The following is a 25,610-nucleotide window of genomic DNA, read 5'->3' as shown; positions in this document are numbered from 1 at the left end:
AACTCTGCCAATACACAATTATTACTAAATGTTATGTGTTGGTTACGGATTTTAGCTCGATTAGAAAATTTACAAGCTACAAAAAGCAGGTATAATGTTAAGAATAAATACTGTTTTTACAACTAAACCGCAGCGTTAAGAACGTCAAAATCCATTACTATTTGTTTACGTACAATATCATCAAACGTTTCACTTTCACGAATTAAATACCCCTGATTTTCGTACCACAATACTTCGGCAGGACGTGTACGAGAATTGTAATTGCTAGCCATAGAAAAACAGTAGGCTCCCGCATTGTAAAAGCATAGTATATCGCCCTCTGTAATTTCGGTAATTCTTCTGTTTCCTGCAAAAGTATCAGTTTCACAAATATAGCCTACTACGCTGTAAAAGCGTTCTTTACCGTTGGGATTGCTTATATTTTGGATATGATGGTATGAGTTGTATAACATTGGGCGTATTAAGTGGTTGAAACCACTATCAACTCCCGCAAACACCGTAGAGGTAGTCTGTTTTACTACATTTACCTTAGCTAAAAAATAGCCCGATTGGCTTACTAAAAATTTACCAGGCTCAAAACATAAGGTTAATTCACTACCATATTCCGTACAAAAGTTATTGAATCGTTTGGTTAGTTTTTTACCCAATTCCTCAATATCTGTTTCTATATCATCCGCTTTATAGGGCACTTTAAAGCCACTACCAAAATCAATAAATTCTAAATTTTTAAATTGTATTGCAGTATTAAATAGTATTTCGGCAGCGTACAAAAATACCTCAATATCCAATATGTCCGATCCTGTATGCATATGAATACCATTAATGCGCATTCCTGTGTTGGATACGATACGGAGTAAATGTGGCATTTGGTGTATTGAGATACCAAATTTACTATCAATATGCCCTACGGATATGTTACTATTACCACCCGCCATAACATGAGGGTTTATGCGTATACACACAGGGGTTTTGGGGTGCTTTGTACCAAATTGCTCTAATATAGAGAGGTTATCTATATTAATTTGTACCCCTAGTGCAGCAACTTCTTCAATTTCTTCCATAGAAACTCCGTTGGGGGTGTAAATAATTTTCTCAGGCGAGTAACCAGCCATTAAGCCCAACTGAACTTCTTGTATAGAAACGGTATCTAAACCCGAACCTAATTGTTTTAATAGCTTTAATACTGATAGGTTACTTAATGCTTTTACAGCATAGTTTATACGAAGGCTATTTACATTTTTAAAAGCTTGTTCGAGTTTATGATACTGCGATTGTATTTTTGTTGCATCATATACATAAATAGGGTTCCCAAATTGTTCGGTTAAGGCTAATAACTGATTTGTTTCCATTACATTGATTTTTTCGCTGCAATAGTACTCCGAAAATGCTACGGAAACAATAAATCAATACCAGTATAACAAAATATAACAAATTGTTACATTTTAAACAATTAAGGTTTAAATTTGTTATTTTATAAAGTAGGGCGAGAGCTATTTGCATACTGCCAATGTACAGTATTGCGGTTAAACAAAGTACATTCCATATTTGAGTCATCAATTATAATAGTTTCTGTACATAACATAGGGTTACGTTGTGCCAATAGCCCATTTTAAAAGTATATTTTTTGCCCTAAAAAATTTAAAAATACTTTCAGCCATTGGATGTATTTTCCTATTTTTGTTCCACTTTTAATAAGATAAATGCATTAACTATGAATTTACACGAATATCAAGGAAAAGAAATACTTGCCAGCCACGGAGTACGTATACAGCGCGGTGTTGTTGCTAACACACCAGAAGAAGCTGTAACGGCTGCTAAACAACTGACAGAAGAAACGGGTACGGGATGGCACGTTATTAAAGCACAGATTCATGCCGGTGGGCGCGGAAAAGGCGGTGGGGTTAAACTTGCCAAAAACCTTGAGCAAGTACAGGAGATTGCAGGGCAAATAATAGGCATGGACCTAATTACGCCACAAACGCCTCCTACAGGTAAAAAAGTACATAGTGTACTTATTGCTGAAGATGTGTACTATCCTGGAGAAAGTGAAACTTCTGAATTTTATATGTCTGTATTGTTAGACAGAAGTAAAGGGCGTAACATGATTATGTATTCTACCGAAGGTGGTATGGATATAGAAGAAGTAGCAGAAAGTACACCCCACCTTATTTTTACTGAGGAGATAGACCCAGCTGTTGGTTTACAAGGTTTCCAGGCAAGAAGAATTGCTTTTAATCTTGGTCTTTCAGGTAATGCATTTAAAGAAATGGTAAAGTTTGTAGATGCACTTTACAAAGCATATATAGGTAGCGACGCTTCGATGTTTGAGATTAACCCCGTATTAAAATCATCAGATAATAAAATAATAGCTGTAGATGCTAAGGTTGATTTGGATGATAATGCATTATACAGACAAAAGAAGTATGCTGAAATGCGTGACATACGCGAAGAAAATCCTATTGAGGTTGAGGCGAAAGAAGTTGGACTTAATTACGTAGACCTTGATGGTACTGTAGGTTGTATGGTAAACGGTGCAGGGCTTGCTATGGCAACCATGGACCTTATTAAATATGCAGGTTTTGAGCCCGCTAACTTCCTTGACGTAGGTGGTACCGCAGATGCTAAACGTGTAGAAACAGCTTTCCGTATTATATTAAAAGATCCTAACGTAAAAGCTATACTTATTAATATATTTGGTGGTATTGTACGTTGTGACCGTGTTGCACAAGGTGTAGTAGATGCTTACAAAAACATGGGCGACTCTATTAACGTACCAATTATTGTTAGGCTACAAGGTACCAATGCTGAAATAGCTAAGGAACTTATTGATAACTCTGGCATGCCTATACTATCGGCTACTTTATTCCAAGAAGCGGCAGACCAAGTTAAGAATGCTTTAAGCTAATTAGACATTACAATTTCTTATATAGGAAATAGATATACAAAAAATCCTGAGTATTATAACTCAGGATTTTTTTATGTATTTAAAAGTATCCTTGGGGGCAGGGAATCTTTTTTATAGGTACTGCAAATATAATAAAAAACTGTTTATTTTTTTTATTTTTGTAAGAAAAGTAATCTTTTTATTGCAGATTTGGTTTGATGGATTTCAGTGTACAAAAAGTAACTTACTTCCTTTTACTATTACTAAGTATTTTTATTACGATTTCCTATCTTTACCGTTATTAAACTTTACCTTTTCTACAACAGGTACAGCTTTTTTAGCATTAAAACCCTTTTTTGGAGCTGTTTTTTTAGCAACTGCAGTTTTTTGTGTAGTAGTTGTTGGCTGCTGTTTGCCTTTCTGCTGTTGTACAGTAGCTTTATTTTTAGCTAAAACTTCTTGCGGATTTTTAGGATTTTCCTTTGTACCACGTAAATGAATAATTAAACCATTTAAAAAATTACGAAGTACTTGGTCGCCACATTCCATGTAGTTAGGGTGATCAGCATTCCTAAAAAATGCACCCAGTTCCGCTTTAGAAATTCTAAAATCTACCAACTGTAGTATCTCTATTATCTGATCGTCACGAAGTTGCAACGCAACCCGTAATTTTTTAAAAATATCGTTGTTGTTCATAGTATTAATTTTTGCAAAGGTAACCATTATTTGCGGTGTAGCTGCATTACATAACAATAGGTAATATAAAAGTATAAAACCAATATTATTAGCGTAAAACCACTTTGTTTTTAAGGTATAAAAGAATAAATTAGCTAAAAATACTATAATTGAATGAATACTTACGAAGAAAAACTAAGCTTGCTCTCTGAAATGATTGCATTTGCACAAATTGATGGGCAGGTTAACGAACGTGAGTACCAACTGCTTAGTATTGTAGCCTCGCAGCTTAGTATTGAGCAAGATGTTTTTGAGGGGCTTTTTGATAATAAAGCCAAAAAAGTTGTTATAAAATCAGAGCACCAAAGGATATTACAGTTTTATAGGTTAGCATTGTTAATGCATGCCGACGGTGTATTACACATAAATGAGCAAATTGCCATTAGAGAAATGGGAATAAATATGGGGCTTAGCCCTTATGCTATGCGAAGTGTATTGGCTGAAATGAAAAAATCGCCTAGTGGATTAATAGATCCTGATGTGTTACTGGCTTTGTTTAGGGCACAACACAATTAACTTTTAGGGGTAAATTCTTTATTTTTAATATTAACATTCAAATCAGAAGGCTCTACCAACTGGAAAGTTGCTGATGCAAATTTAACTTCGCCATTTGTAGCATCTACCTCTTTTAAAATATGAGTAAACATTTTTGTTTTGGTAGCTCTTCGCCTTTTGTAGTCTACAACATAGCGTAAGGTAAACTCTACCCAATTATCATTAGCAACAAGCGATATCATTGGTTCTGTTTGGGCATCTTCAAGCATATATTTTCGCTGGAGTGCTGTCCATTTCTGGTGTGATTCTTCAGATAATGCCCCTGCTACTTCTTTACCTGCTTTTAGCAATATTTCATTAACCTTATCATAATTACTACCATATTGTATTGGCAGCTTTAATTCGTCCCATAAAAAAGGAAAATCTCCCGAGTAGTTAAATACAGGCTCTTTAAATACAAAACTATTAGCTACCAAAACAATCCTGCCATTATACAAATCGCCATCTACCCATTGCCCTGTTTCCATTAAAGTAGTACGCAATACACCAATATCCATAATGTCGCCTTTCATACCGCCTAGCTGTACTCTGTCGCCCGTTTTGTAAAAACCGCCAAACATTATAGCAAGCCATCCCGCAAAAGAGGCTATTACCTCCTGTAGTGCAAAAGCAATACCCGCACCTGCTACACCAAATGCTACGGTTAAACCTCCTAATTTATCGCTAAAAACTATAGTTATTAGCACAATAGTAAGTATATACCCTACAAAACTTCCAAATTTTCGGGCTTTATACCTATTATCACTTTGTTCTATACGCGAAAACAAATTACGCTGTATAAGTTTTATAATAAACCATATTACTCCAACTCCTATTGCAAGAAAAACTATTTTACCTACTATGGGGTCGTATAATAACTCTGTAATTTTATCTTCCATGGTATTATGCTTTATTGTGTATTACTCGTTGTGGGAACGGTATGGTAACATTATGTTGCGCAAATTTCTCAAATATTTTTATACGCAAATCACTTTTGGCATTTTCTACTCTAAAAACATCTTCTACCCAAAATAGTATCGAAAAATTTAAAGAAGACTCTCCAAAATCAATAAAACGGACAAACGGTTCGGGTACTTCCAGTATATTTTCTTCTTCCAAAACGGCTTCCTGTAATAAACGCATTACCAGTTTAATATCAGATGAATAGTCAACGCCTACGGTTACCTCAAAACGCGAAGCAAGTTCGTTGTGTGTCCAGTTAATTAATTCGTTGCGGGTTAGTTGGGTATTGGGTAAAATAATGTATTTATCGTCTCGGGTTAAAATAGTAGTAGTACGTAAATCTATTTTTTGTACTGTACCTACTATACCGTTAACCTCTATAACATCGCCTACCTTAACCGAAGAATCTATAAGAATTATTAATCCCGATATATAATCGCTAAACAAGTTTTGTATACCAAGCCCTAAACCTACTAATAGTGCTGCCGAACCTGCCATGAGTACCGATAGGTTGAAGCCTAATATTTGTAACGACAATACAATTATTATAACGAGTAAAAAGTATTTTACTAAGGTGTATACAGAGTATTTTTTGGCATCGTCAAATCGGTTTGTTCTGTAAACACTGCGTTTAATAATGCGCAATAGCATTGCCGAAAACAACAAAAATATAATCAGAAAAATAATGGAGCTTATTTTAATTTTGGTATCGCCAATAGATAGCAATACAATATCCATAAATTCCTGAATATTTAGTTTTTCTTCTATTTCATCGCTTAACTCTTCCATTTATAATTTTATTCGAATCGTTATTTAGGTTATACTTTTTTGTCAAAATTAATATTAAAAGGCGGGGCTTTATAATCTTTATCCAAATAATTAGCAGGTATCGTTGTCATATTGCCATCACGGGCTGCTCTGTAGTGTGGCGATAGTATTTCTATACCTGCCTCATTACAACAGTCTTGTATATTTTGGTGTAAGTTAGAGTATATAACAGCTTGTTTATTAGCTTCTTTAGTATATGCATTTATTTGGTAGGATACATAAAAATCGTCGAGGCTAGTTTGTAAAACAAATGGCTTAGGCTCTTTTAATAAAAGTGCTGTTCTGTCTGCTGCCTGTAGTAATGCTTCGTGCACATCTTTCCAAGGTACATCATAACCCAATGTAACGGTGGTATACAATATTAATCCTTTATTATCTACCGTGTCGCTGCTATAGTTTATAGTATGGCTACTCATTACCGTAGAGTTGGGTATGGATATAATTTCGTTTTTAATTGTCCGTACACGGGTAACTAATAACGATTTTTCGATAACATCACCCACAACTTCACCAATTTTTACCCGATCGTTAATTTTAAACAATCGCATGTAAGTAAGTACTAAACCTGCTATAACATTGGATAATGACCCCATTGAGCCAAAGGTGAATAAAAAACCTAAAAATACCGATACACCTTTAAAAATAGGGGAGTCGCTACCTGGTAGGTAAGGGAATATAACCACTATCATAAAAGCAATTATAAGTACGCGTATAATTTGATAGGTAGGGTTTGCCCAGTCTTTATAAAAACCGTTTATGTGTAAGCTACCATCTTTTATTTCGTTTTTAAGGAAGCGTGCAAATTTTAGTACGTAGCGAAACACAAATACAATTACAATAATTGTAATTAGGTTGGGTAGATAATCCCAAAAGCCAAAGGCTATTTTTTTAACAGGGGTAAGGATGTAGCTAAATAATGCCTCAGCAAAATGCTGTGTCCAAGGAAAAATACCAAAAACTATAGGTAACGCTATATAAACAAGTATAAGTATTACTAACCATTTTACTAGTGTATTAATGATGAGTAAAACACGTATTTGACGCTTAGCATCAAATAAATTGTAATTTTTTATGGTAATACCTGTAATACGTTTTCCTTCTTGTTCTTCTATCTTTAAAGCCGTCCATTTAAATAACTTATTGGAGTAGCGTATTATAACAAGTAATATTATTAAAACAAGTACGGCAAGCCCAATTTCTTTAGCAAGTGTAACAAAGCTAGTTTCATGCTTGTAGTGTACCACAGCATCGCTAATTTTCTGCTTATAATCTAAAGCTAAAACTTCTTTGGTTGTATCATTCCAAAGTGCATCGTTTTCACAAATACTCATTATAATGCTTTCACCCTTTATAAGGTCAACCGTTGTTTCTGCATCTACTATCACAATAGAGTCGGCAACAAAATTGTAACTCTCGCCTAATACGGCTATACGTTCTGATATGGCTTTAGCCCTGTCTTTGGCAGAAAAACTACCCAATTTACTGTAAAGGGTAAATAAAGTATCGTTAAAAAAGCCTGTAACAGGATAACCTTTTGCTGTAGAGCGCAGTGCCTCTATTTTTGCTTTTTTACTAGCTATACGCTGTTGCTCTCTGCTATTAAGCTCATCAAGTTGTCGTTGTAACTCTTCTTTTTTTACATTATCGGTACTTTGCAACGACTTTAGTTGCGCCTCTAAACCTGCTTTTTTAATAGAATCAGCTATGCGTTGCTGCTCTAACATTACAAGCTTTTCTTTGTATTGGCTAATATCTACAGTATTGGCAGTAACAGTATCAATAGCTGTACTATCTGTTTGAGCAACTACACAGTTAGTAGTAAATAATAGTATAATTAATTTAAGTAAGCGTAAAATGCTTTTCATGTAATAAAGTTTATGAATATACCTAGTGCCTAAATAACATTAGCAACAAGGTAAGCAAAAGTAACGAAATAGTAAATTGTATTTTGTGCCCTTTAAGATATATTTATCTGTAAGGCACTTCAATAATAATGGTTCTTACCAATATTAATAGCCATTAAACAATCTGTATTATATTTATAGCTACCTATAGGATATATATTGTAACATTAATATATTTACGATTATAAAAACTATCAAAAACCTTTAACCAAAATGAGTTATTATCAAGTAGCCAGTTTAGAGCAGTATTTTAAACATTACAATAAATCGTTAAGAGAGCCCAGAAAGTTTTGGGATAAAATTGCTGATGAAAATTTTACTTGGTACCAAAAATGGGATAAGGTTGTAGAATTTGATATGCAGGAAGCCCAAGTTAAGTGGTTTTTAAATGCTAAGGTTAACATTACTAAAAACTGTATTGACAGGCACTTGGCGAAAAGAGGCGATAAAACCGCTATACTTTTTGAGCCTAATAACCCTGATGAAGAAGCACAACATATTACTTATAACCAGTTGTACGATAGCGTTTGCAAAATGGCAAATGTATTGCGCAACCAAGGCATACAAAAAGGGGATAGGGTATGTATATACCTGCCCATGATACCCGAACTTGCTGTAACAGTATTAGCATGTGCCAGAATAGGAGCAATACACTCAGTAGTTTTTGCAGGATTTTCGGCATCGGCTGTTGCCAGCAGAATAAACGATAGTGGTTGCAAAATGGTTGTTACTGCCGATGGTGGCTTTAGAGGCAACAAAACTATTGATTTAAAAGGCATTATTGACGAAGCCTTAGAAAAATGTGATACTGTAGAAAACGTATTGGTTGTGAACAGAACCAACAGTAAAATAAACATGAAGGAAGGTCGTGATAAATGGCTACAACCCTTGCTAGATGAAGCTTTAGCAAATAATGTTGCTGAAATTATGGATGCCGAAGACCCTTTATTTATATTATACACATCAGGCTCTACAGGTAAGCCAAAAGGCATGCTACACACAACGGCAGGGTACATGGTATATTCAGCATACACATTTAAAAATATATTTGCTTACCAAGAAAACGACATTTATTGGTGTACTGCCGATATTGGCTGGATTACGGGGCACTCCTATATTGTATACGGCCCATTGTTAAACGGAGCAACAACAGTATTGTTTGAGGGCATACCATCGTATCCAGACTTTGGTCGTTTTTGGGAAGTGATAGACAAACACAAAGTAACCCAATTTTACACAGCACCTACAGCCATACGTGCATTGGCAAAAGAAAATTGGGAGTGGGTAAACAAATATGATTTATCTACACTAAAAGTAATCGGCTCTGTAGGAGAGCCTATTAACGAGGAGGCTTGGCACTGGTATAACGACCATGTAGGCAAGAAAAAATCGCCTATTGTAGATACGTGGTGGCAAACCGAAACAGGAGGTATTATGATATCACCATTACCATTTATAACACCAACAAAACCAACCTATGCAACGTTACCCTTACCAGGAGTACAACCTGTTTTAATGGACGATAAGCGCAACGAGATAGAAGGTAACCAGGTAGTAGGTAGCCTTTGTATAAAATTCCCGTGGCCAGGTATGGCACGAACCATTTGGGGCGACCACGAGCGTTTTAAAGAAACGTATTTTAGTGCCTATCCAGGTAAATATTTTACTGGAGATGGTGCATTGCGCGATGAAGTAGGCTATTACAGAATTACAGGACGCGTGGATGATGTAGTAATAGTATCGGGGCATAATTTAGGTACCGCACCCATTGAAGATGCTATTGATGAGCACCCAGCAGTAGCAGAATCGGCAATTGTTGGTTTTCCGCACGATGTTAAAGGAAACGCCTTATATGGTTTTATAATCCTTAAAGAAACAGGCGAGGGGCGTGATAGGGATAACCTGAGTAGAGAAATTAATGAGCATATTTCGAGCCATATAGGTCCCATTGCAAAACTAGATAAAATACAATTTGTTTCTGGGCTCCCAAAAACACGTTCGGGCAAAATAATGCGTCGTATACTACGTAAAATAGCCGAAGGTGACTTTGCTAATTTTGGCGATACCAGTACGCTTTTAAACCCCGAAATTGTTGAAGAAATTAAAATAGGAAAACTGTAAATATAATGAAACCATTATTCCAAGAGCTTTTTGAATATTTACATCATTACAATAATAAAGTTATAAACCTGTTTTTGGAGGAAAGATTTATATCAGAAAAGGCAATAGTACTTTTAAATCATACAATAAATGCTCATCAAATTTGGAATGCGCGAATAATGAATAAACCAAATGCTATTGGTGTTTGGGATATTCGTCCAACTACGGTTTTAATAGTACAGAATGAAGAGAACTATAAATCTTCTCTACAAATAATAGACGATTACTCCATAAGTAATATTATAGCATATACAAGTAGTGAAGGAAAAAAGTATAAAAATTCAATACAGGATATCTTGTTTCATATAATTAATCATTCTACTTATCATAGAGGGCAAATTATGGCTGATTATAAAAAAGAGGGAGGCAATCCCATAAGTTCGGACTATATTATTTACAAAAGATTAAACCTGTAAGGATTTAGTTATCGTAAGAAAAACAGTACCAGCATGTAAATATAAAGAGTAAAGATGCACACTAATTATAGTGTGCATTTTGTTTGGGATAAAACATAGTTATTAAAATTTATTATTTTACATAATGTAAATTATATTTCAAATTACAATCATATTAAATACAACTTTTTTATAATCATTATATAAACTGTAGTTTACATAAACCATTTTATTTTGCACAAAACATCTTATGAAAAAAAGAGTTGTTGACCTTGTAGTACTTTCAGACGTACACTTAGGCACTTACGGATGCCACGCTAAAGAACTCTCGGCCTATTTATCTACTATAAAACCCAAAACACTTATACTAAACGGCGACATTATAGATATTTGGCAATTCAGAAAATCATATTTTCCAAAATCGCATCTTAAAGTTGTAAAAAAGCTATTGGATTTTGCTGCTAAAGGTACTGAAGTTTATTACATAACGGGTAATCACGACGAAATGCTCCGTAAATTTAGCGATACATCTATGGGTAACTTTTCTATTGTAGATAAGGTTGTTTTAAATTTACATGGCAAAAAAGCATGGTTTTTTCATGGCGACGTTTTTGATAGTTCGGTAAATCACGCAAAATGGATTGCAAAACTAGGCGGTATTGGTTACGATTATCTCATTTTATTGAATAGGCTTGTAAACTGGGGGCTTGTAAAAATGGGCAAAGAACCCTACTCACTATCCAAAAAGATAAAATCGAGTGTAAAAAAAGCAGTTAAATTCATTTCAGATTTTGAGTCTACAGCTGCAGAACTAGCTATTGAAAATAATTACGATTTTGTTGTTTGTGGTCATATACATGAACCCAAAATAGAAACTATTACAAGTAAAAAAGGTAGTGTTACGTATTTAAACTCAGGCGATTGGATAGAAAACCTTACAGCATTGGAATATAACAAAAAACGTTGGAAAATGTACCAACATTCTAGTGAAGTAGTTGAGAAGGAAGATGTTAATATCGATAAAGAACTTAGTATTGAAAGTCAGTTAATTACTTCTTTACTTTTAAACGAAAATATAAAAACGCTCAAAAATTAGTTATATTAGCCACAAACTAATTTAACTTAAAAATGAGAAATAAAATTTTACTTTTTGGGCTAAGCCTATTCATCGTATCGTGTTCTAGCGATGATTCTAGCGAACCTACAGCCTCTTTAACTGATTTTTTACCCCTTACTGATGGTAATAATTGGACGTATGATGTTACAACAAATACTCCCGAAGGTGGTAATGGTACTGATTATTTGTACATAGCAAATGATACTGTTATTAACGGTACTACCTATAAAAAATTTAAAACCGAAAACCTTGCTCTTGGATTTTATTCCAACTCATTAGCTAATAATGGAGTAAGAAAATCTGACGACCAACTTTTGCTTACAGGAGCTGCAGCAATTAATTTTGCCGAAGAGCTTCCTTTTGCTATAGAGGTTAATGATTTTGTTATATTTAAAGAAAATGCAACCAATAATGAGACTTTAGGCTCATTAACAGGTAGTTTTCAAGAAGAAATTGAAGGATACAACGTTGTATTCCAATACGGTTTAACTTCGGTTGCAAAAGCAGACCTAGCTACTTACACCACTGATGTAGCTACTTATGCCAATGTAAAACCTATAGAAATTAAACTGAGCCTTAATGCTGTAGTAGAAGTTGAATTTTTAGGTACCACCATACCAGTAACCATTATGCCACAGCAGGACGTTGTAGTATCTATGCAATATTATGCTGAAAATATAGGTGTTGTACACGTGATTACAGATTTAGGTTACGAATTGGCCGATTTATCACAATACCCTATAGAAATACCAATTCCAGAATCGGTAGCAATACAGCAACAAGAAGTACTTATAAATTATACAGCAGAGTAATTTTAACAGAATTATAAGTGTTAAGATTTTAACAGTATATTTTCTTACAAAAACTAGCGCCATACTTTTGTACTAATAAAACTATTAAACTAATTATTATGAAAAAAGTATTTCTAGCCGCTATTATGCTAGTGGGTTTATCGATTAGTGCGCAAGCACAGGAAAAAAACGCATTGGGTTTACGTCTTGGAGATAACGACGGTTTTGGTGGAGAGGTGTCGTACCAACGTTACATTAGCTCTGATAATAGATTAGAGTTTGACTTGGGATGGCGTGACTCTAAAAATTATGATGCAATTAAACTTGCTGCGTTGTACCAATGGGTATGGAATATAGATGGTGGTTTTAACTGGTATGCTGGTGTTGGTGGTGGATTAGGAAGTTGGGAGTTTGACGATGGTAGGATTCCTGATGGTTTTGATGACGATAACGACAGTGGTACATTCTTTTTTGCTGCTGGTAATCTTGGTATAGAGTATAATTTTGATATACCAATACAGTTATCGTTGGATATACGACCAGAATTATATTTTGGTGATGATTTTAGAGAAGATGATTTCGGACCAGATATTGCGCTAGGTATTCGTTACAGATTCTAAATAATACATCTTTACATAAAAAAGCGGCTAAATTAGCCGCTTTTTTTATTGCAGTATAAACAACAGAAAATTATCTGATTAATTTTTTATACTTAATACGTTTAGGTGCTATATCGCCTCCCAAACGCTTTCTTCTGTTCTCCTCATATTCAGAGAAACTACCTTCAAAGAAATATACTTCGGAATTCCCCTCAAACGCTAGTATATGCGTACATACTCTATCTAAAAACCATCTATCGTGCGATATTATTACACCACAGCCTGCAAAGTTATCCAAACCTTCCTCTAAAGCTCGCAAAGTATTTACATCAAGGTCGTTAGTAGGCTCATCCAGCAGCAATACGTTACCTTCTTCCTTAAGTGTTATCGCAAGATGTAATCGGTTGCGTTCTCCACCCGAAAGTGCGGCTACTTTTTTGTTTTGCTCACTACCACTAAAGTTAAAACGGCTAAGGTAAGCACGAGAGTTTACTTGCCTTCCTCCCATCATAATAAGTTCCTGCCCGTCGCAAAAGTTTTCCCAAATGGTTTTTTCAGGATCAATATTGGAGTGTGACTGGTCTACATAAGCAATTTTAGCCGTCTCCCCTACTGTAAATTCCCCTTTATCGGGAGTTTCCTCACCCATAATCATTCTAAAAATAGTAGTTTTACCTGCACCGTTAGGACCAATAATTCCTACTATACCTGCTTGTGGCAGGGTAAAGTTTAAATCTTCGTACAACAGTTTATCGCCAAAAGCCTTAGCAACACCCTTTGCTTCAATAACATTAGTACCCAATCGGGGTCCGTTCGGGATGTATATTTCTAGCTTTTCGTCAAGCTGCTTTTGGTCTTCGTTCAACAGTTTATCGTAGTTTTGTAAACGCGCTTTTTGTTTCGTCTGGCGTCCTTTTGCACCTTGTCGTACCCAGTCCAGCTCACGCTCTAGTGTTTTACGGCGTTTAGAGGCTGTTTTCTCTTCCTGCTCCATACGTTTCGATTTCTGGTCGAGCCAAGAAGAGTAATTCCCTTTCCAAGGTATCCCTTCTCCTCTATCCAACTCTAAAATCCACCCTGCAACATTATCAAGAAAATAACGGTCGTGCGTTACTGCTATAACCGTTCCTTTATATTGCTGTAAATGTTGCTCCAGCCATAATACACTCTCGGCATCAAGGTGGTTGGTAGGCTCATCTAATAACAGTACATCAGGCTGTTGCAATAACAATCTACATAACGCTACACGTCTTTTCTCTCCACCCGATAATACGTTAATTGGCGTATCAGGCTCTGGCGTACGTAGGGCATCCATAGCTATTTCCAGCTTAGTATCAAGCTCCCAAGCGTTGGATGCATCTATTTTATCCTGAAGTTCTGCTTGCCTGTCCATAAGCTTTTGCATCTTCTCGGCGTCTTCATACACCTCAGGTAATCCAAAACTATCATTAATTTTATTGAATTCGTCAAGCAGTGCCACCGTTTCGGCAACACCTTCCTTAACAATTTCCATAACCGTTTTACTTTCGTCAAGCTGTGGCTCTTGCTCCAAATAACCTACAGTATAACCAGGAGAGAAAACAACATCGCCTTGGTAGCTTTTTTCTACGCCTGCTATAATTTTTAATAATGTTGATTTACCTGAACCGTTTAACCCTAAAATACCAATTTTAGCTCCATAAAAGAAACTTAAATAGATATCTTTTAAAACCTGTTTATTACTCCCTTGGTAGGCTTTGCTAACGCGGGACATTGAAAATATTACTTTCTTATCGTCTGACATTTAAATAGGTATATATTTGATTTTGTAAATATTGAATTAATCAACCTAAACTCTTCCTTTTAGTGCATTAAATGCCCAAGATATGGCAAAGAAGCCTACACCTACTACAGAGAAACCTATAGTATAATCTTTATATTTAAGTGCCCCGAGTAGTACTAGAGCGGTTCCGATGAGGAAAAGTATAAAGGAAGCCCACCCAAAGATGGAGTTTTTGTTCATTCCCATAATGACGTGTTTCTGAATTAAGTTTAGAAAAACAAATATCGGGATTAATTGTTTAATTAAAAATCTTTACCAACATCTCTTTCAGTAAATCGCCTTGCGGCACTGCATTAGCCCCTACTCCCTTGCTTTTTACATCTATATCCCTAAGTGTAGCTACTATACTACTTACTTTTCGCATAGGGTAATTGCGTATTGCTACGTCATAATCTTTTATAAAGTAAGGATTAATACGCAATAGTTTAGCTGCATTAGCGGGCGTTTTATCTTTAAGACCATGATATTGTAATAATTGCGAGAAAAAACCAAATATTAGCCCTGTAGTTAGTACAAGCGGATTGTCTTTTGCATTTTGCGAAAAGTAATCGGCTATTTTATACGCTTTCAATTGGTTGCGCTCCCCTATTGCTTTACGGAGTTCAAAAACATTATAATCTTTACTAATACCAATATTATCTTCAATAATTTTTGGCGTTATGGTACTACCCTCTGGCAAAATTATAGTGAGTTTATCCAGCTCATTACTAATTTTGCTTAAATCGTTCCCCAAAAACTCCACTAACATAGCTATGGCTTTAGGCTCTATATTGTATTTTTTACCTGATAGTACTCGCTTAATCCAGTCGCCTACTTGGTTTTCATACAGCTTTTTACTTTCAAACACTACACCTACTTTATTAAGCAGTTTTATTATCTTTTTTTGTTTGTTTACCGATTTGTATTTGTAGGCAAAAACCAGTACGGTAGTAGGTTGCGGGTTTTCGGCATACTTTTCTAATTTATCTATAGTACGGGCAAGTTCTTGGGCTTCTTTTACAATTACTACCTGTTTTTCTGCCATCATGGGGTAACGTCGGGCACTCGAAATAATTTCATCAATAGTTACATCTTTACCGTACAATACCGATTGGTTAAAGCCTTTTTCGTCTTCAGTTAAAATACTATTTTCAATATATTCCGTTAACTTATCAATATAATAAGGTTCTTCGCCCATAAAAAAGTAAATAGGTTTTATTACCCCTCCCTTAATTTCGTTAACTATTTTTAAAGCCTCGTCCAATGTATATACCGTATTTACAGATTCTGTTGTATTGTAATTGCAATGCGCTCTTAAAAAATGGTAAATTTGTGTGATGCAAAAATTGAATTTTCCAGAGTACCCATTCCGATTCAAAAATAGTGAAAATAAGACGGCTATTTTTGATGAAATTCGTAAAAAATTTATTGTACTTACTCCCGAAGAATGGGTACGCCAACATACTGTTCGTTTCCTTATAACTGCTATGCAGTACCCAAAATCGTACATAAATGTAGAGAAAGCAATTACTATACATGGTTTAACAAAGCGGTACGATGCTGTTGTGTTCCGACCTGATGGAACAATATTTTTGTTAGTAGAATGTAAAGCACCGAGCGTAGCAATATCGCAAGACACTTTCGACCAGATTGCACGTTATAATATGGTAGCTAAAGCGGAGTACATGATGGTTACCAACGGACTAAATCATTACTTTTGCCAAATGGATTACGAGCAGGAAAAATACGTTTTTTTGCGCGATTTACCCGAATTTAAAAAACAATAATGGTGCGTATAGCTATTGTAATATTAAACTGGAACGGTAAAAAATTACTAGAGGAGTTTTTACCCTTTGTGACAAAATACTCTCCTGAAGCTAAAATATATGTGGCTGATAATGCCTCTACAGACGATTCTGTTGCATTTTTAAAGTCGCACTACCCTACTATAGCGATTATACAAAATAAAACCAACTATGGCTATGCTGGTGGTTACAATAAGGCATTAGAGTATGTAGATGAGGATATTTATGTTTTACTAAACTCTGATGTAGAGGTTACTAAAAATTGGCTAACACCTGTTATAGCTACTTTTAAACAAGACGAAGAAACAGCCATAATACAACCCAAAATACTTGATTACTACAAACGTAACCATTTTGAGTATGCAGGCGCAGCAGGTGGATTTATAGATAAATACGGCTATCCTTTTTGTAGAGGTCGTATTTTTAATACCATAGAGGAAGATAGTAACCAATATGGCGATACTGAAATTTTCTGGGCATCGGGGGCTTGTTTGTTTATCCGAAAGGATGTTTTTTGGGAGCTTGGCGGTTTTGATGAAGACTTTTTTGCACACCAGGAGGAAATAGATTTGTGTTGGCGGGCTTTTAATGCTAATTATACCATTCGTGTTTGCACCAATTCAGTAATTTACCACGTAGGTGGTGCAACATTAAAAAACACCAGTCCCCGCAAAACATTTTTAAATTTTAGGAATTCGCTTTGGATGCTTGTAAAGAACGTACCTTCAAATAAATTGTTTACGGTATTGCTAATGCGATTGATTATTGATGGCGTTGCAGGTATGCATTTTGCCCTAAAAGGACAATTTTCCCACTTTTGGGCTGTACTAAAAGCACACTTCTATTTTTATTTAAAAATGCCCTACTTTTTAAAGAAAAGAACGAGCAAACAGCGCAGCGATTATTACAAAAACCGAAGTATTGTGGTGCGTTATTTTATACTGAATGGTAAAAAGTACATTGATAATTTTAACAATAGTTTATAGCTAATTTAGTTAATACTTTTCTTATAATAACTAATTTTGTGTAAAACTAAAATCTGATATTTTATGAAACGAATCGTTGTAATACTTGCCTTAGCAGGATTAACACTTACTTCTTGTGGTTCTAAGAAGAAGATCGCTGAACTTGAACAGAAAAATAAAGAGATTCAGGATATGCTGAATAGTACCACTTTAAAGTTAAATACTTGCTTGGCGGAAAAAGATGGTATGGCTGCTCGTATTCAGGATTTGAAGAATTCGAACGAAGACCTTATAAAGACAAGAGATGATTTTGCTACCCTATCTACCAAAGGGGCTGAAAATATTGAAAAATCGCTTGAGAGTTTGAAAGAGAAAGATCTGAAAATTTCCAGATTACAAGATGCACTTACCCGAAAAGACTCTGTAACACTAGCGCTAGTAACAAGTATAAAGCGTGCTGTAGGTGTTAACGACCCTGATATTGAAGTGAATGTTGAGAAAGGTGTTGTATACATCTCTATAGCAGATAAATTACTATTTAAAAGCGGTAGATATGAGGTTACTAACGAAGCTAAAAGAGTATTGGGTAAAGTAGCAGCTATAGTTAAGGATAAACCTGATTTTGAATGCATGGTTGAAGGTCATACTGATAATGTGCCAATTAACAACCCTGTATTAGTAGATAATTGGGATTTAAGTGTAAAACGTGCTACATCTATAGTTAGAGTACTGCAAAACGATTATAATATAGAGCCTAGTCGTCTTGTTGCCGCAGGTAGAGGTGAATATGTACCGCTAGAGGAAAATACTACTGCTGAAGGAAGAGCCAGAAACAGAAGAACAAGAATACTTATACTTCCTAAAATTGATCAGTTTTATGATATGATAGAAAAAGAAATGAAAAACCAGACTGGTAAATAAAGTATATAATTATTGTAATGTAATTTTTTAAGGCTACCCACATCGGTAGCCTTTTTTGTGCCCTATATCTTTAAGCGTTGTTATACAAACAATATAAAATGAACATTACCGAATGTATAAATAATTTTAATTTTTTGTTAAAAAATTATATTCTTATATTTTAAAATGTTTAAAAACCATTTTTTTAGTTATAAATAATATATTATGCGTACATTTATTTATTATCAATTAGGCTTAATTATTGTATTGTAACCTAGTATTTCATTAAATAATAGATATAATGGATAGATTTTCTACGTATTTTGATGATTCTGATATTTCCAAAAATCATGATGCTGAACACATATCCATCATTAAGGAAGAATATTTTTCTAGACTTATCGAATTTATACCTGCAATAATATATACTTGTGATGTAGAAGGTAGAATTACGTATTACAACAAAGCTGCTGCTAATTTTTGGGGTGCTAATCCAAAAATTGGTAAAGATTATTACTATACAGGTTGGAAAGCCTTTACTATTGAGGGTGATCCTCTAGAAATTGAGAAAACACCTATAGCAAAAGCATTAAAAGAAGGTAAATCATTTAACGAAGAAATTATAATAGAAAACGTCGAGGGCAAACGGTTTTATGTAGAATGTAGACCTAAACCGTTATTTAACACATCTGGGAAATTAATTGGATTATTGAATTCATGTGTAGATTTTACAAAATATCACATGATAAACAATAAGGAGAAAGAGAAATAATTTTATAAGCACATTGCGCTTTAAAAATGATATAGTACATATAGCTACTTGGTTATTACCGTAATGGCTATTAAACATTTTTAATATAGTTTTAATACAAAATTAAGGTTATATGGCATTAGTTTGCCGAAATTTGTTCTCGTTAACCAAAATAAACTAATTATGAAACGGAATACTTTAAAAAAGCGATTGAAGTACATGTTACGGATGACATTGAGAAACTACAAACAGAAAAGGCTACAAAAATATTTTATGACGTAACCTAAACCTGCTATAATCTATTAAAACATTACTTATAAGTTGCCACTTTTACTTTGTAATTAGTGGCATTATTTTTTGGTTCCAAATGGTTAATTTATCCAAAAAAGTCATTGTTGCATTCGCCCCGCTTGGCGATGGTAAAACGTCATAATGTATATTAAGTTTTCTACCTACATACTTATCATAATATGCTGCTGCCTTTTTACTAGAAAACAATACATACTTAATAGCTGGGTAGTTGGTATGGAATGCATCAAAATCGTTAGGCTTTTCGTTTTTTATATTACTATCCAAACTTCCTTCTCTTTCACAATATTGTAATACATCCCATAAAGCTATTTTATGTAGCCTTAATAACTCTATTCGTTCTTCGTAATTGTAGCTAAAAGGTTTGTCAAATAATGTGTATAATAATTTCCAGAACTGATTTCCTCTATTCCCATAATATTGCTGTAGTTCTAAAGATTTTTCACCAGGCATAGTGCCTAAAATTATAATTAGGGAATTAGGGTAGATTATGGGTAAAAACGAGTTTTTCATGATAAGTATTCGAAGTTTTACATTTGTGTTATACTATATTTAACATAGAAGTTAAACTATTGTTAGCAGCATATAATTTATGATTTTGTTAGTAGCTATAACCTAATGTATTGGATAAATTTGGTATGAATATTAATAATAACTACAACAAAATTAAACATTATGAGTACTGAAACGAAAATTAAAGAAGTAAAAACAAGTTCTGACGCAGCCGAAAGTCTTAGAGGTTTATACGTACATAGTCTTAAAGATATTTACTGGGCAGAGCAATCTTTATCTAAGTCATTACCTGCAATGATTGAAAACGCCACTACCGAAAGTTTAAAAAAGTCGCTTAAGGATCAGGACAGAGAAACTGATGAACAAATTTCGAGATTAGAAAAAGTTTTTAATATCGTAGGTGAAAAGGCCGAAGGTGAGAAGTGTGAAGCTATGGATGGTTTAGTGAAAGAGGCAAAACACATTATGGAGACTACGGAAAAAGGATCTGTTCGTGATGCAGGAATTATTGCTGCCTCGCAAAAAATTAAGCATTATGAAATAGCTACTTATGGTATATTATGTTCTTTTTCTAAAACGCTAGGTTATGATGACGTTGCTGAAATCTTGCATGAATCGTTACGTGAAGAAAAAGCAGCTGACCAGTCACTAACTGATAATGCATATAATGACATAAACTTTGAAGCTACCGAATAATTAAGAGCAAATAGAAACTGCATAATACAAATAAAGGCTACGAAAACGTAGCCTTTATTTGTATGTAATAAATTAGTATTTGTTTTTTATTAACCCAATACTTCTTTTACTTTTTTGCCTATCTCAGCAGGAGAATCTACAACGTGTATACCGTTCTCTCTCATAATACGCTTTTTAGCTTCCGCAGTATCATCAGCACCCCCTACAATTGCACCAGCGTGCCCCATAGTACGTCCTTTAGGTGCTGTTTCTCCAGCAATAAATCCTACAACTGGCTTTTTGTTACCGTCGGCTTTTATCCATTTAGCAGCATCAGCTTCAAGCTGTCCGCCTATCTCGCCTATCATAACAATACACTTTGTTTCTGGGTCGTTCATCAATAGTTCAACAGCCTCTTTTGTAGTAGTACCAATAATTGGGTCGCCACCAATACCAATTGCTGTTGTAATACCTAAACCTTGTTTTACAACTTGGTCGGCAGCTTCGTAAGTTAGTGTACCTGATTTAGATACAATACCAACGCCTCCTTGTTTAAACACAAAACCTGGCATAATACCAACTTTAGCTTCGCCTGGTGTAATTACACCTGGGCAGTTAGGTCCTACAAGGCGACAATCTTTATCTTGAATATAATCATAAGCTTTAATCATATCAGCAACAGGAATACCTTCGGTAATTGTAATAATTACTTTAATTCCAGCTTCTGCAGCTTCCATAATTGCATCTGCGGCAAATGCAGGCGGAACGAATATAATAGTTGTATCTGCACCCACTTTTTCTACGGCTTCGGCAACAGTATTAAAAACAGGACGGTCTAGGTGTGTTGTACCACCCTTTCCTGGTGTTACACCGCCTACTACGTTGGTGCCATATTCAATCATTTGAGTTGCATGAAAGGTACCTTCGCTGCCTGTGAATCCCTGAACAATTATTTTGGAATTTTTATTAACTAAAACACTCATGGATATTTTTTTTTAATTATTTATAATCGCAAGGCAAAAATAGCTTTTTACTTAAAATATATAAAGCTTTTTTTGATATTTATAGTAAAAGTTTATTCAACTTCTTTTATGTTATTGTAGGGGTAACGATATATAATAAAATTGGCATTATCTGCCCCGTATTGTTTTTCGTATTGTTTTTTAAATCTTTTATAATACCATACTTCAGGGTACGAGGTAACATTCATTTCGGTATATGCCCAATGTAGCACCGACAGTCTTGTTTTTCCGTTACAGACACTATTTTTACCTTTTGATAAATATTCCGAGAATTGTTCTGATGTTTTTTTATCATCAAAACAAATGTCCATTTTAAAGGTATTTCCTGAGTATAGGTTGGACGATAAATATTGCTGCCAACATCCTACAAAGCTTAATATTGGTAATATACCCCAAAAAAACAGTATAATCACATTTCTTTTTTTAGTGATTGCAATAAGGTTATATTCTGGTTTTGTTTCTCTTATAAATAGTAAATACAAAAGTAGTATTATACATACATTCCAAGGCCAAACAACGCTGTTATGGTTAACACCCAATGGTCCTAAAAGCAGCAATAGTAATATATGCATACTGATAAGCAGCAAAGCGGGAAGTTTTTTGTTTTTGAGTAAGAGTAAGGAAAGCCCTAAACATATTTCCAAGATTGGTAAAAGCAATCCAGCATAATGTAGTTTTACATTGTTTATAGTTGTATTGGGCAACCCAATAAAGTTATGCAATATTGTACGTTCCCAAATGGAGAATAAAAATGCGCCATTCATTTTATGAAAACCGCTATAAATGTAAGTAGATACTAGTATAAAAAATAGTCCGTTACGAGCTGCTTTTGGGTTGTTTTTGTTTAGAAAACATACTAACAGTATAAAAATATATTGGTACTCCCATGGTTGCCATCGTGCAACATCTAAAACACAGGAAAATAGTTCTGTAATGAGTATTACTAAGAGTAGTTTGTTCTTTTTAGGAAAAAGTAATAAAAGGAATAAACTTGAAATTGAAAGGACGAATAACGTGGTATGTAATGAGGCGGGAATAGTAATTGGTAAATTAAAAGCAGGAACTACAGGATACAGCCTGTTTGCCAACCAAAGGTTTATACTCATGAATTTTGCTATAATCCAAAAAAGAGCAACTATTCTTAAAAGTGAACTGTTTTGTAGCATTAATCATTAGTATATCTTTTGGTGCTACTCTACTTGGCTCATAAGGTAACCTTTGTATAATTTTCTTTCTTTTACTTCCCAAATAGCTACAAAATGCCCCAGTACTACTTCTTCATCTGGGTTTTCAAAAGCATGTACGTAATGGGTGTAGCGTACGCAAACTTTATTGCCATCGGCAATTATATTACCAATATCTAGCCTATAAGAAGAATATGCCTTCTTTAGTCCCGTTACCAGTTCTAAAAGATCATCTTTATCAAGCTCTAAATAGCCTTTAGAGCTACGCCACTCTACAGTTAAATCGTCATGTATAAAACGATTGGTAACTTCGAGATTACTAAAAGCGTCAGATTTATAATATGCCGTTACGAGTTCTTTTGCATCCATATTATTTTTATTCTTTTAGTTTTTCTAGAATTTCAGGTATACGTTTTACATTAAATAGCTGTTTCATTTTTTCTCTGGATTCTTCGGCAGGAGAACCAAAATATATTTTTCCGCTATCGATAGATTTACCTACTCCAGATTGTGCTAGTAATACAGCTTTACTACCAATGGTTATACCACTTGCCAAGCCTACTTGCCCCCAAATGGTTACTTCGTCTTCAATAATTACACAACCTGCTATACCTGTTTGTGCTGCAATAAGGCATTTTTTACCAATAATAGTATCGTGCCCTACGTGCACCTGATTATCTATTTTAGTACCTGCACCAATTGTTGTGTCGCCTGTAACGCCATTGTCTATAGTACAAAGTGCTCCTATGCCCACGTTATCCTCTATTACTACCCTGCCGCCTGACAGTAACTGGTCAAAACCTTCGGGGCGTTTTTTATAATAAAAGGCATCTGCGCCAAGTACAGTACCTGAATGGATAATTACATTGTTGCCAATTACAGCATTATCGTAAATACATACATTGGAGTAAATTCGGCAATTTTTACCAATAGTAACATTATTGCCTATAAAGGCATTGGGTTGTATTATGGTTCCCTCTCCTATTTTAGCCGACGGTGCTATGGTAGCACTTGCTGGCTGAAATGGTTTAAAATAGCTGGTTAACTTGTTAAAATCTCTAAACGGATCGTCCGAAATTAGTAATGCCTTACCTTCTGGGCAATCTACTTTTTTATTAATTAAAACTACTGTAGCTGCCGATTGTAATGCTTTGTCGTAGTATTTTGGATGATCTACAAAAACAATATCGCCTGCTGTTACTACATGAATTTCATTCATGCCGTGTACAGGAAAATATGGACTACCAACGTACGCACTACCAATAATTTTAGCAATGTCCTTTAAAGCATATACATTTGGAAACTTCATACTTAGGTTTGTATGTAATTATTTAAGTTGGTGGTACAATAGGTATTATACCACCAAGATACAAATTATATTATTCCTTTACACGCTCTTGGTAACTACCACTAGCAGTATCTATTTTTATTTTATCGCCTTCGTTAATAAATAACGGTACGTTTACTGATGCTCCTGTTTCTACTTTTGCAGGTTTTGTAGCATTTGTAGCCGTATTTCCTTTAACGCCTGGCTCTGTGTATGTTACTTCGAGCACTACAGAGGCTGGCATATCTACAGAAAGGGGTAAATCAGTTTCAGTATTTACAATAACCATAACTACTTCGCCTTCTTTAAGTAAATCTGGCGCATCAAGAATATCGCGCATTAATGATATTTGCTCGTAGTTTTCGGTATGCATAAAGTGGAAATCGTTTCCTTCGGCATATAAAAACTGATATTTATGTGTTTCTACTCGTACATCTTCAATTTTATGTCCTGCAGAAAATGTATTATCTAATACTTTACCTGTGGTAAGGCTTTTTAGTTTTGTTCGAACAAAGGCTGGACCTTTACCTGGCTTAACGTGTAAAAATTCTATAATTTTATATATGTCGTGGTTGTACTTAATGCATAATCCGTTTCTGATATCTGATGTACTTGCCATAATATTTTAATTTATTTTTTGATTGATTTATCTTCAATTTAATAGTTATTCCCAGAGTACCCCTTCATGATACCACGTGATGAATTACGGATTGCCATAATAATCTCGTCACGCTCTGGGGTAGCTTCCATTTCGCCCTCTATAATTTCGAGTGCTTGGGAAGTGTTGTAATTTTTTTGGTAGAGTATTCTGTAAATATCTTGTATTTCTCTTATTTTCTCCGATGTAAAACCTCTTCTGCGTAATCCTACAGAGTTTATTCCTACATACGAAAGTGGCTCACGTGCCGATTTTACGTAGGGTGGCACATCTTTTCGTACTAACGATCCGCCTGTTACAAAGGCGTGGCTACCAATGGTACAAAACTGGTGTACCGCTGTTAATCCTGCCAATACTACATAATCGCCTACTGTAATATGACCTGCTAGGTTTGTATTGTTTGAGAAGATGCAGTAGTTACCCACAACACAATCGTGTGCAACGTGCGAATATGCCATAATAAGGCAATTGTGACCTATTACGGTTTTTAAACGGTCGGATGTTCCTTTATTAATCGTAACACACTCTCTAATAGTCGTATTATCGCCTATTTCGGCGGTGGTATCTTCGCCTTTATATTTTAAATCTTGTGGTGGTGCGGCAATAACTGCGCCTGGAAATATGCTACAGTTTTTACCAATTCTTGCTCCTTCCATTATAGTAACGTTAGAGCCTATCCAAGTACCCTCTCCTATTTCTACGTTGTTATGTATGGTAGTAAAAGGTTCTATTACTACATTTTTGGCAATTTTTGCTCCTGGATGTACGTATGCTAGCGGTTGATTCATAC

At 34.8% G+C, this 25,610-nt stretch carries 27 protein-coding genes; 12 read left to right on the top strand and 15 right to left on the bottom strand.

Features of this window, described 5'->3' with window-relative positions:
* Positions 1-122: 122 nt before the first annotated feature.
* On the bottom strand, positions 123-1,349 hold the full coding sequence (gene lysA / locus K1I41_RS10080) for a diaminopimelate decarboxylase (RefSeq protein WP_220640229.1): 1,227 nt from the start codon (positions 1,347-1,349) through the stop codon (positions 123-125).
* Between the two features lie 362 nt (positions 1,350-1,711).
* Between lysA and sucC the strand changes: the two genes are divergently transcribed.
* Positions 1,712-2,905 (top strand): ADP-forming succinate--CoA ligase subunit beta, encoded by a 1,194-nt coding sequence (gene sucC, locus K1I41_RS10075; protein WP_220640228.1) that lies wholly within the window; start codon positions 1,712-1,714, stop codon positions 2,903-2,905.
* A 255-nt stretch (positions 2,906-3,160) separates the two neighbouring features.
* Here sucC and K1I41_RS10070 read toward each other — a convergent pair whose 3' ends face one another.
* Positions 3,161-3,580 carry a DUF1456 family protein gene (locus K1I41_RS10070; protein WP_220640227.1) on the bottom strand — a complete coding sequence of 140 codons (420 nt, stop codon included), beginning with the start codon at positions 3,578-3,580 and terminating at the stop codon, positions 3,161-3,163.
* A gap of 153 nt (positions 3,581-3,733) precedes the next feature.
* Between K1I41_RS10070 and K1I41_RS10065 the strand changes: the two genes are divergently transcribed.
* Complete coding sequence (locus tag K1I41_RS10065; RefSeq protein WP_220640226.1) at positions 3,734-4,135, top strand: excinuclease ABC subunit B; 402 nt, start codon at positions 3,734-3,736, stop codon at positions 4,133-4,135.
* On the opposite strand, the gene K1I41_RS10060 is transcribed toward K1I41_RS10065, so the two are convergent.
* From K1I41_RS10060 to K1I41_RS10050, 3 genes are read right to left on the bottom strand one after another with little or no spacing between them, the layout of a single operon-like run.
* Positions 4,132-5,052, bottom strand: coding sequence for a mechanosensitive ion channel family protein (locus K1I41_RS10060; protein WP_220640225.1), 921 nt, complete (start codon positions 5,050-5,052; stop codon positions 4,132-4,134). The two genes, K1I41_RS10065 and K1I41_RS10060, sit on opposite strands and share 4 nt — an antisense overlap.
* A gap of 4 nt (positions 5,053-5,056) precedes the next feature.
* Positions 5,057-5,905, bottom strand: a complete 849-nt coding sequence (locus tag K1I41_RS10055; protein WP_255566916.1) for a mechanosensitive ion channel family protein — start codon at positions 5,903-5,905, stop codon at positions 5,057-5,059.
* Positions 5,906-5,934: 29 nt separating this feature from the next.
* A complete protein-coding gene (locus K1I41_RS10050; RefSeq protein ID WP_220640224.1) occupies positions 5,935-7,809 on the bottom strand; it encodes a mechanosensitive ion channel family protein in 1,875 nt (624 codons plus the stop codon).
* A 252-nt stretch (positions 7,810-8,061) separates the two neighbouring features.
* On the opposite strand from K1I41_RS10050, the gene acs reads away from it, so the two are divergent.
* From acs to K1I41_RS10025, 5 genes are all read left to right on the top strand, one after another.
* Entirely contained in the window at positions 8,062-9,969 is a 1,908-nt protein-coding gene (gene acs / locus K1I41_RS10045; protein ID WP_220640223.1) for an acetate--CoA ligase, read from the top strand.
* A gap of 5 nt (positions 9,970-9,974) precedes the next feature.
* Positions 9,975-10,424: a DinB family protein gene (locus K1I41_RS10040; RefSeq protein WP_220640222.1), complete on the top strand. Its 450-nt coding sequence runs from the start codon at positions 9,975-9,977 to the stop codon at positions 10,422-10,424.
* A gap of 229 nt (positions 10,425-10,653) precedes the next feature.
* The gene (locus tag K1I41_RS10035; protein WP_220640221.1) at positions 10,654-11,499 is read left to right on the top strand and encodes a UDP-2,3-diacylglucosamine diphosphatase; all 846 of its coding nucleotides are present in this window, start codon (positions 10,654-10,656) and stop codon (positions 11,497-11,499) included.
* A gap of 32 nt (positions 11,500-11,531) precedes the next feature.
* On the top strand, positions 11,532-12,332 hold the full coding sequence (locus tag K1I41_RS10030) for a hypothetical protein (RefSeq protein WP_220640220.1): 801 nt from the start codon (positions 11,532-11,534) through the stop codon (positions 12,330-12,332).
* Positions 12,333-12,430: 98 nt separating this feature from the next.
* The gene (locus tag K1I41_RS10025) at positions 12,431-12,931 is read left to right on the top strand and encodes a porin family protein (protein WP_220640219.1); all 501 of its coding nucleotides are present in this window, start codon (positions 12,431-12,433) and stop codon (positions 12,929-12,931) included.
* 70 nt (positions 12,932-13,001) lie between these two features.
* Here K1I41_RS10025 and ettA read toward each other — a convergent pair whose 3' ends face one another.
* The 3 genes from ettA to holA are packed head-to-tail and all read right to left on the bottom strand — an operon-like array spanning position 13,002 to position 15,975.
* On the bottom strand, positions 13,002-14,693 hold the full coding sequence (ettA, locus tag K1I41_RS10020; RefSeq protein ID WP_220640218.1) for an energy-dependent translational throttle protein EttA: 1,692 nt from the start codon (positions 14,691-14,693) through the stop codon (positions 13,002-13,004).
* A 45-nt stretch (positions 14,694-14,738) separates the two neighbouring features.
* Positions 14,739-14,918 (bottom strand): CAL67264 family membrane protein, encoded by a 180-nt coding sequence (locus K1I41_RS10015; protein WP_220640217.1) that lies wholly within the window; start codon positions 14,916-14,918, stop codon positions 14,739-14,741.
* Between the two features lie 52 nt (positions 14,919-14,970).
* Positions 14,971-15,975, bottom strand: coding sequence for a DNA polymerase III subunit delta (holA, locus tag K1I41_RS10010; RefSeq protein WP_220640216.1), 1,005 nt, complete (start codon positions 15,973-15,975; stop codon positions 14,971-14,973).
* Positions 15,976-16,048: 73 nt separating this feature from the next.
* Between holA and K1I41_RS10005 the strand changes: the two genes are divergently transcribed.
* The 4 genes from K1I41_RS10005 (at position 16,049) to K1I41_RS09990 (ending at position 19,153) form a co-directional block, all read left to right on the top strand.
* Positions 16,049-16,498, top strand: coding sequence for a type I restriction enzyme HsdR N-terminal domain-containing protein (locus K1I41_RS10005; RefSeq protein ID WP_220640215.1), 450 nt, complete (start codon positions 16,049-16,051; stop codon positions 16,496-16,498).
* Positions 16,498-17,502, top strand: coding sequence for a glycosyltransferase family 2 protein (locus K1I41_RS10000; protein WP_220640214.1), 1,005 nt, complete (start codon positions 16,498-16,500; stop codon positions 17,500-17,502). The genes K1I41_RS10005 and K1I41_RS10000 overlap by 1 nt, the downstream gene beginning before the upstream one ends.
* Before the next feature lie 63 nt (positions 17,503-17,565).
* The gene (locus tag K1I41_RS09995; RefSeq protein WP_220640213.1) at positions 17,566-18,402 is read left to right on the top strand and encodes an OmpA/MotB family protein; all 837 of its coding nucleotides are present in this window, start codon (positions 17,566-17,568) and stop codon (positions 18,400-18,402) included.
* 280 nt (positions 18,403-18,682) lie between these two features.
* Positions 18,683-19,153: a PAS domain-containing protein gene (locus K1I41_RS09990; protein ID WP_220640212.1), complete on the top strand. Its 471-nt coding sequence runs from the start codon at positions 18,683-18,685 to the stop codon at positions 19,151-19,153.
* A gap of 309 nt (positions 19,154-19,462) precedes the next feature.
* Here K1I41_RS09990 and K1I41_RS09985 read toward each other — a convergent pair whose 3' ends face one another.
* A complete protein-coding gene (locus K1I41_RS09985) occupies positions 19,463-19,954 on the bottom strand; it encodes a DNA-deoxyinosine glycosylase (RefSeq protein ID WP_220640211.1) in 492 nt (163 codons plus the stop codon).
* A 162-nt stretch (positions 19,955-20,116) separates the two neighbouring features.
* Here K1I41_RS09985 and K1I41_RS09980 point away from each other — a divergent pair, with 162 nt between their 5' ends.
* A complete protein-coding gene (locus tag K1I41_RS09980; protein WP_220640210.1) occupies positions 20,117-20,650 on the top strand; it encodes a YciE/YciF ferroxidase family protein in 534 nt (177 codons plus the stop codon).
* A gap of 89 nt (positions 20,651-20,739) precedes the next feature.
* On the opposite strand, the gene sucD is transcribed toward K1I41_RS09980, so the two are convergent.
* The 6 genes from sucD to lpxA all read right to left on the bottom strand — a co-directional run bounded on the left by sucD (position 20,740) and on the right by lpxA (position 25,608).
* Positions 20,740-21,612: a succinate--CoA ligase subunit alpha gene (gene sucD / locus K1I41_RS09975; RefSeq protein WP_220640209.1), complete on the bottom strand. Its 873-nt coding sequence runs from the start codon at positions 21,610-21,612 to the stop codon at positions 20,740-20,742.
* Positions 21,613-21,704: 92 nt separating this feature from the next.
* A complete protein-coding gene (locus K1I41_RS09970; RefSeq protein ID WP_220640208.1) occupies positions 21,705-22,757 on the bottom strand; it encodes a hypothetical protein in 1,053 nt (350 codons plus the stop codon).
* An 84-nt stretch (positions 22,758-22,841) separates the two neighbouring features.
* Positions 22,842-23,204 carry a nuclear transport factor 2 family protein gene (locus tag K1I41_RS09965; protein ID WP_220640207.1) on the bottom strand — a complete coding sequence of 121 codons (363 nt, stop codon included), beginning with the start codon at positions 23,202-23,204 and terminating at the stop codon, positions 22,842-22,844.
* A 7-nt stretch (positions 23,205-23,211) separates the two neighbouring features.
* Entirely contained in the window at positions 23,212-24,144 is a 933-nt protein-coding gene (locus K1I41_RS09960; RefSeq protein ID WP_220640206.1) for a UDP-3-O-(3-hydroxymyristoyl)glucosamine N-acyltransferase, read from the bottom strand.
* Between the two features lie 70 nt (positions 24,145-24,214).
* Positions 24,215-24,781 (bottom strand): elongation factor P, encoded by a 567-nt coding sequence (gene efp / locus K1I41_RS09955; RefSeq protein ID WP_220640205.1) that lies wholly within the window; start codon positions 24,779-24,781, stop codon positions 24,215-24,217.
* Between the two features lie 38 nt (positions 24,782-24,819).
* Positions 24,820-25,608, bottom strand: coding sequence for an acyl-ACP--UDP-N-acetylglucosamine O-acyltransferase (lpxA, locus tag K1I41_RS09950; protein ID WP_220640204.1), 789 nt, complete (start codon positions 25,606-25,608; stop codon positions 24,820-24,822).
* Positions 25,609-25,610 lie beyond the last annotated feature (2 nt).

Source organism: Flavobacterium litorale (assembly GCF_019613795.1).
Taxonomy (GTDB): Bacteria; Bacteroidota; Bacteroidia; order Flavobacteriales; family Flavobacteriaceae; genus Flavobacterium; species Flavobacterium litorale.
Note: the sequence above shows the minus strand (reverse complement) of the source record. Positions and strands in the feature narration are given on the sequence as shown.

What these genes read in the sequence shown, in the direction of transcription:
- efp (WP_220640205.1), bottom strand. Translation starts at nt 24,781, where the DNA reads ATGGCAAGTACATCAGATATCAGAAACGGATTATGCATTAAGTACAAC.
- K1I41_RS09980 (WP_220640210.1), top strand. Translation starts at nt 20,117, where the DNA reads ATGAGTACTGAAACGAAAATTAAAGAAGTAAAAACAAGTTCTGACGCA.
- lpxA (WP_220640204.1), bottom strand. Translation starts at nt 25,608, where the DNA reads ATGAATCAACCGCTAGCATACGTACATCCAGGAGCAAAAATTGCCAAA.
- K1I41_RS10005 (WP_220640215.1), top strand. Translation starts at nt 16,049, where the DNA reads ATGCAAAAATTGAATTTTCCAGAGTACCCATTCCGATTCAAAAATAGT.
- K1I41_RS09960 (WP_220640206.1), bottom strand. Translation starts at nt 24,144, where the DNA reads ATGAAGTTTCCAAATGTATATGCTTTAAAGGACATTGCTAAAATTATT.
- K1I41_RS10030 (WP_220640220.1), top strand. Translation starts at nt 11,532, where the DNA reads ATGAGAAATAAAATTTTACTTTTTGGGCTAAGCCTATTCATCGTATCG.
- K1I41_RS10025 (WP_220640219.1), top strand. Translation starts at nt 12,431, where the DNA reads ATGAAAAAAGTATTTCTAGCCGCTATTATGCTAGTGGGTTTATCGATT.
- K1I41_RS10015 (WP_220640217.1), bottom strand. Translation starts at nt 14,918, where the DNA reads ATGGGAATGAACAAAAACTCCATCTTTGGGTGGGCTTCCTTTATACTT.
- K1I41_RS09965 (WP_220640207.1), bottom strand. Translation starts at nt 23,204, where the DNA reads ATGGATGCAAAAGAACTCGTAACGGCATATTATAAATCTGACGCTTTT.
- K1I41_RS09985 (WP_220640211.1), bottom strand. Translation starts at nt 19,954, where the DNA reads ATGAAAAACTCGTTTTTACCCATAATCTACCCTAATTCCCTAATTATA.
- sucD (WP_220640209.1), bottom strand. Translation starts at nt 21,612, where the DNA reads ATGAGTGTTTTAGTTAATAAAAATTCCAAAATAATTGTTCAGGGATTC.
- K1I41_RS09995 (WP_220640213.1), top strand. Translation starts at nt 17,566, where the DNA reads ATGAAACGAATCGTTGTAATACTTGCCTTAGCAGGATTAACACTTACT.
- K1I41_RS10065 (WP_220640226.1), top strand. Translation starts at nt 3,734, where the DNA reads ATGAATACTTACGAAGAAAAACTAAGCTTGCTCTCTGAAATGATTGCA.
- K1I41_RS10040 (WP_220640222.1), top strand. Translation starts at nt 9,975, where the DNA reads ATGAAACCATTATTCCAAGAGCTTTTTGAATATTTACATCATTACAAT.
- acs (WP_220640223.1), top strand. Translation starts at nt 8,062, where the DNA reads ATGAGTTATTATCAAGTAGCCAGTTTAGAGCAGTATTTTAAACATTAC.
- lysA (WP_220640229.1), bottom strand. Translation starts at nt 1,349, where the DNA reads ATGGAAACAAATCAGTTATTAGCCTTAACCGAACAATTTGGGAACCCT.
- K1I41_RS10050 (WP_220640224.1), bottom strand. Translation starts at nt 7,809, where the DNA reads ATGAAAAGCATTTTACGCTTACTTAAATTAATTATACTATTATTTACT.
- K1I41_RS09990 (WP_220640212.1), top strand. Translation starts at nt 18,683, where the DNA reads ATGGATAGATTTTCTACGTATTTTGATGATTCTGATATTTCCAAAAAT.
- ettA (WP_220640218.1), bottom strand. Translation starts at nt 14,693, where the DNA reads ATGTCAGACGATAAGAAAGTAATATTTTCAATGTCCCGCGTTAGCAAA.
- K1I41_RS09970 (WP_220640208.1), bottom strand. Translation starts at nt 22,757, where the DNA reads ATGAGTATAAACCTTTGGTTGGCAAACAGGCTGTATCCTGTAGTTCCT.
- K1I41_RS10070 (WP_220640227.1), bottom strand. Translation starts at nt 3,580, where the DNA reads ATGAACAACAACGATATTTTTAAAAAATTACGGGTTGCGTTGCAACTT.
- K1I41_RS10060 (WP_220640225.1), bottom strand. Translation starts at nt 5,052, where the DNA reads ATGGAAGATAAAATTACAGAGTTATTATACGACCCCATAGTAGGTAAA.
- K1I41_RS10000 (WP_220640214.1), top strand. Translation starts at nt 16,498, where the DNA reads ATGGTGCGTATAGCTATTGTAATATTAAACTGGAACGGTAAAAAATTA.
- K1I41_RS10035 (WP_220640221.1), top strand. Translation starts at nt 10,654, where the DNA reads ATGAAAAAAAGAGTTGTTGACCTTGTAGTACTTTCAGACGTACACTTA.
- sucC (WP_220640228.1), top strand. Translation starts at nt 1,712, where the DNA reads ATGAATTTACACGAATATCAAGGAAAAGAAATACTTGCCAGCCACGGA.
- K1I41_RS10055 (WP_255566916.1), bottom strand. Translation starts at nt 5,905, where the DNA reads ATGGAAGAGTTAAGCGATGAAATAGAAGAAAAACTAAATATTCAGGAA.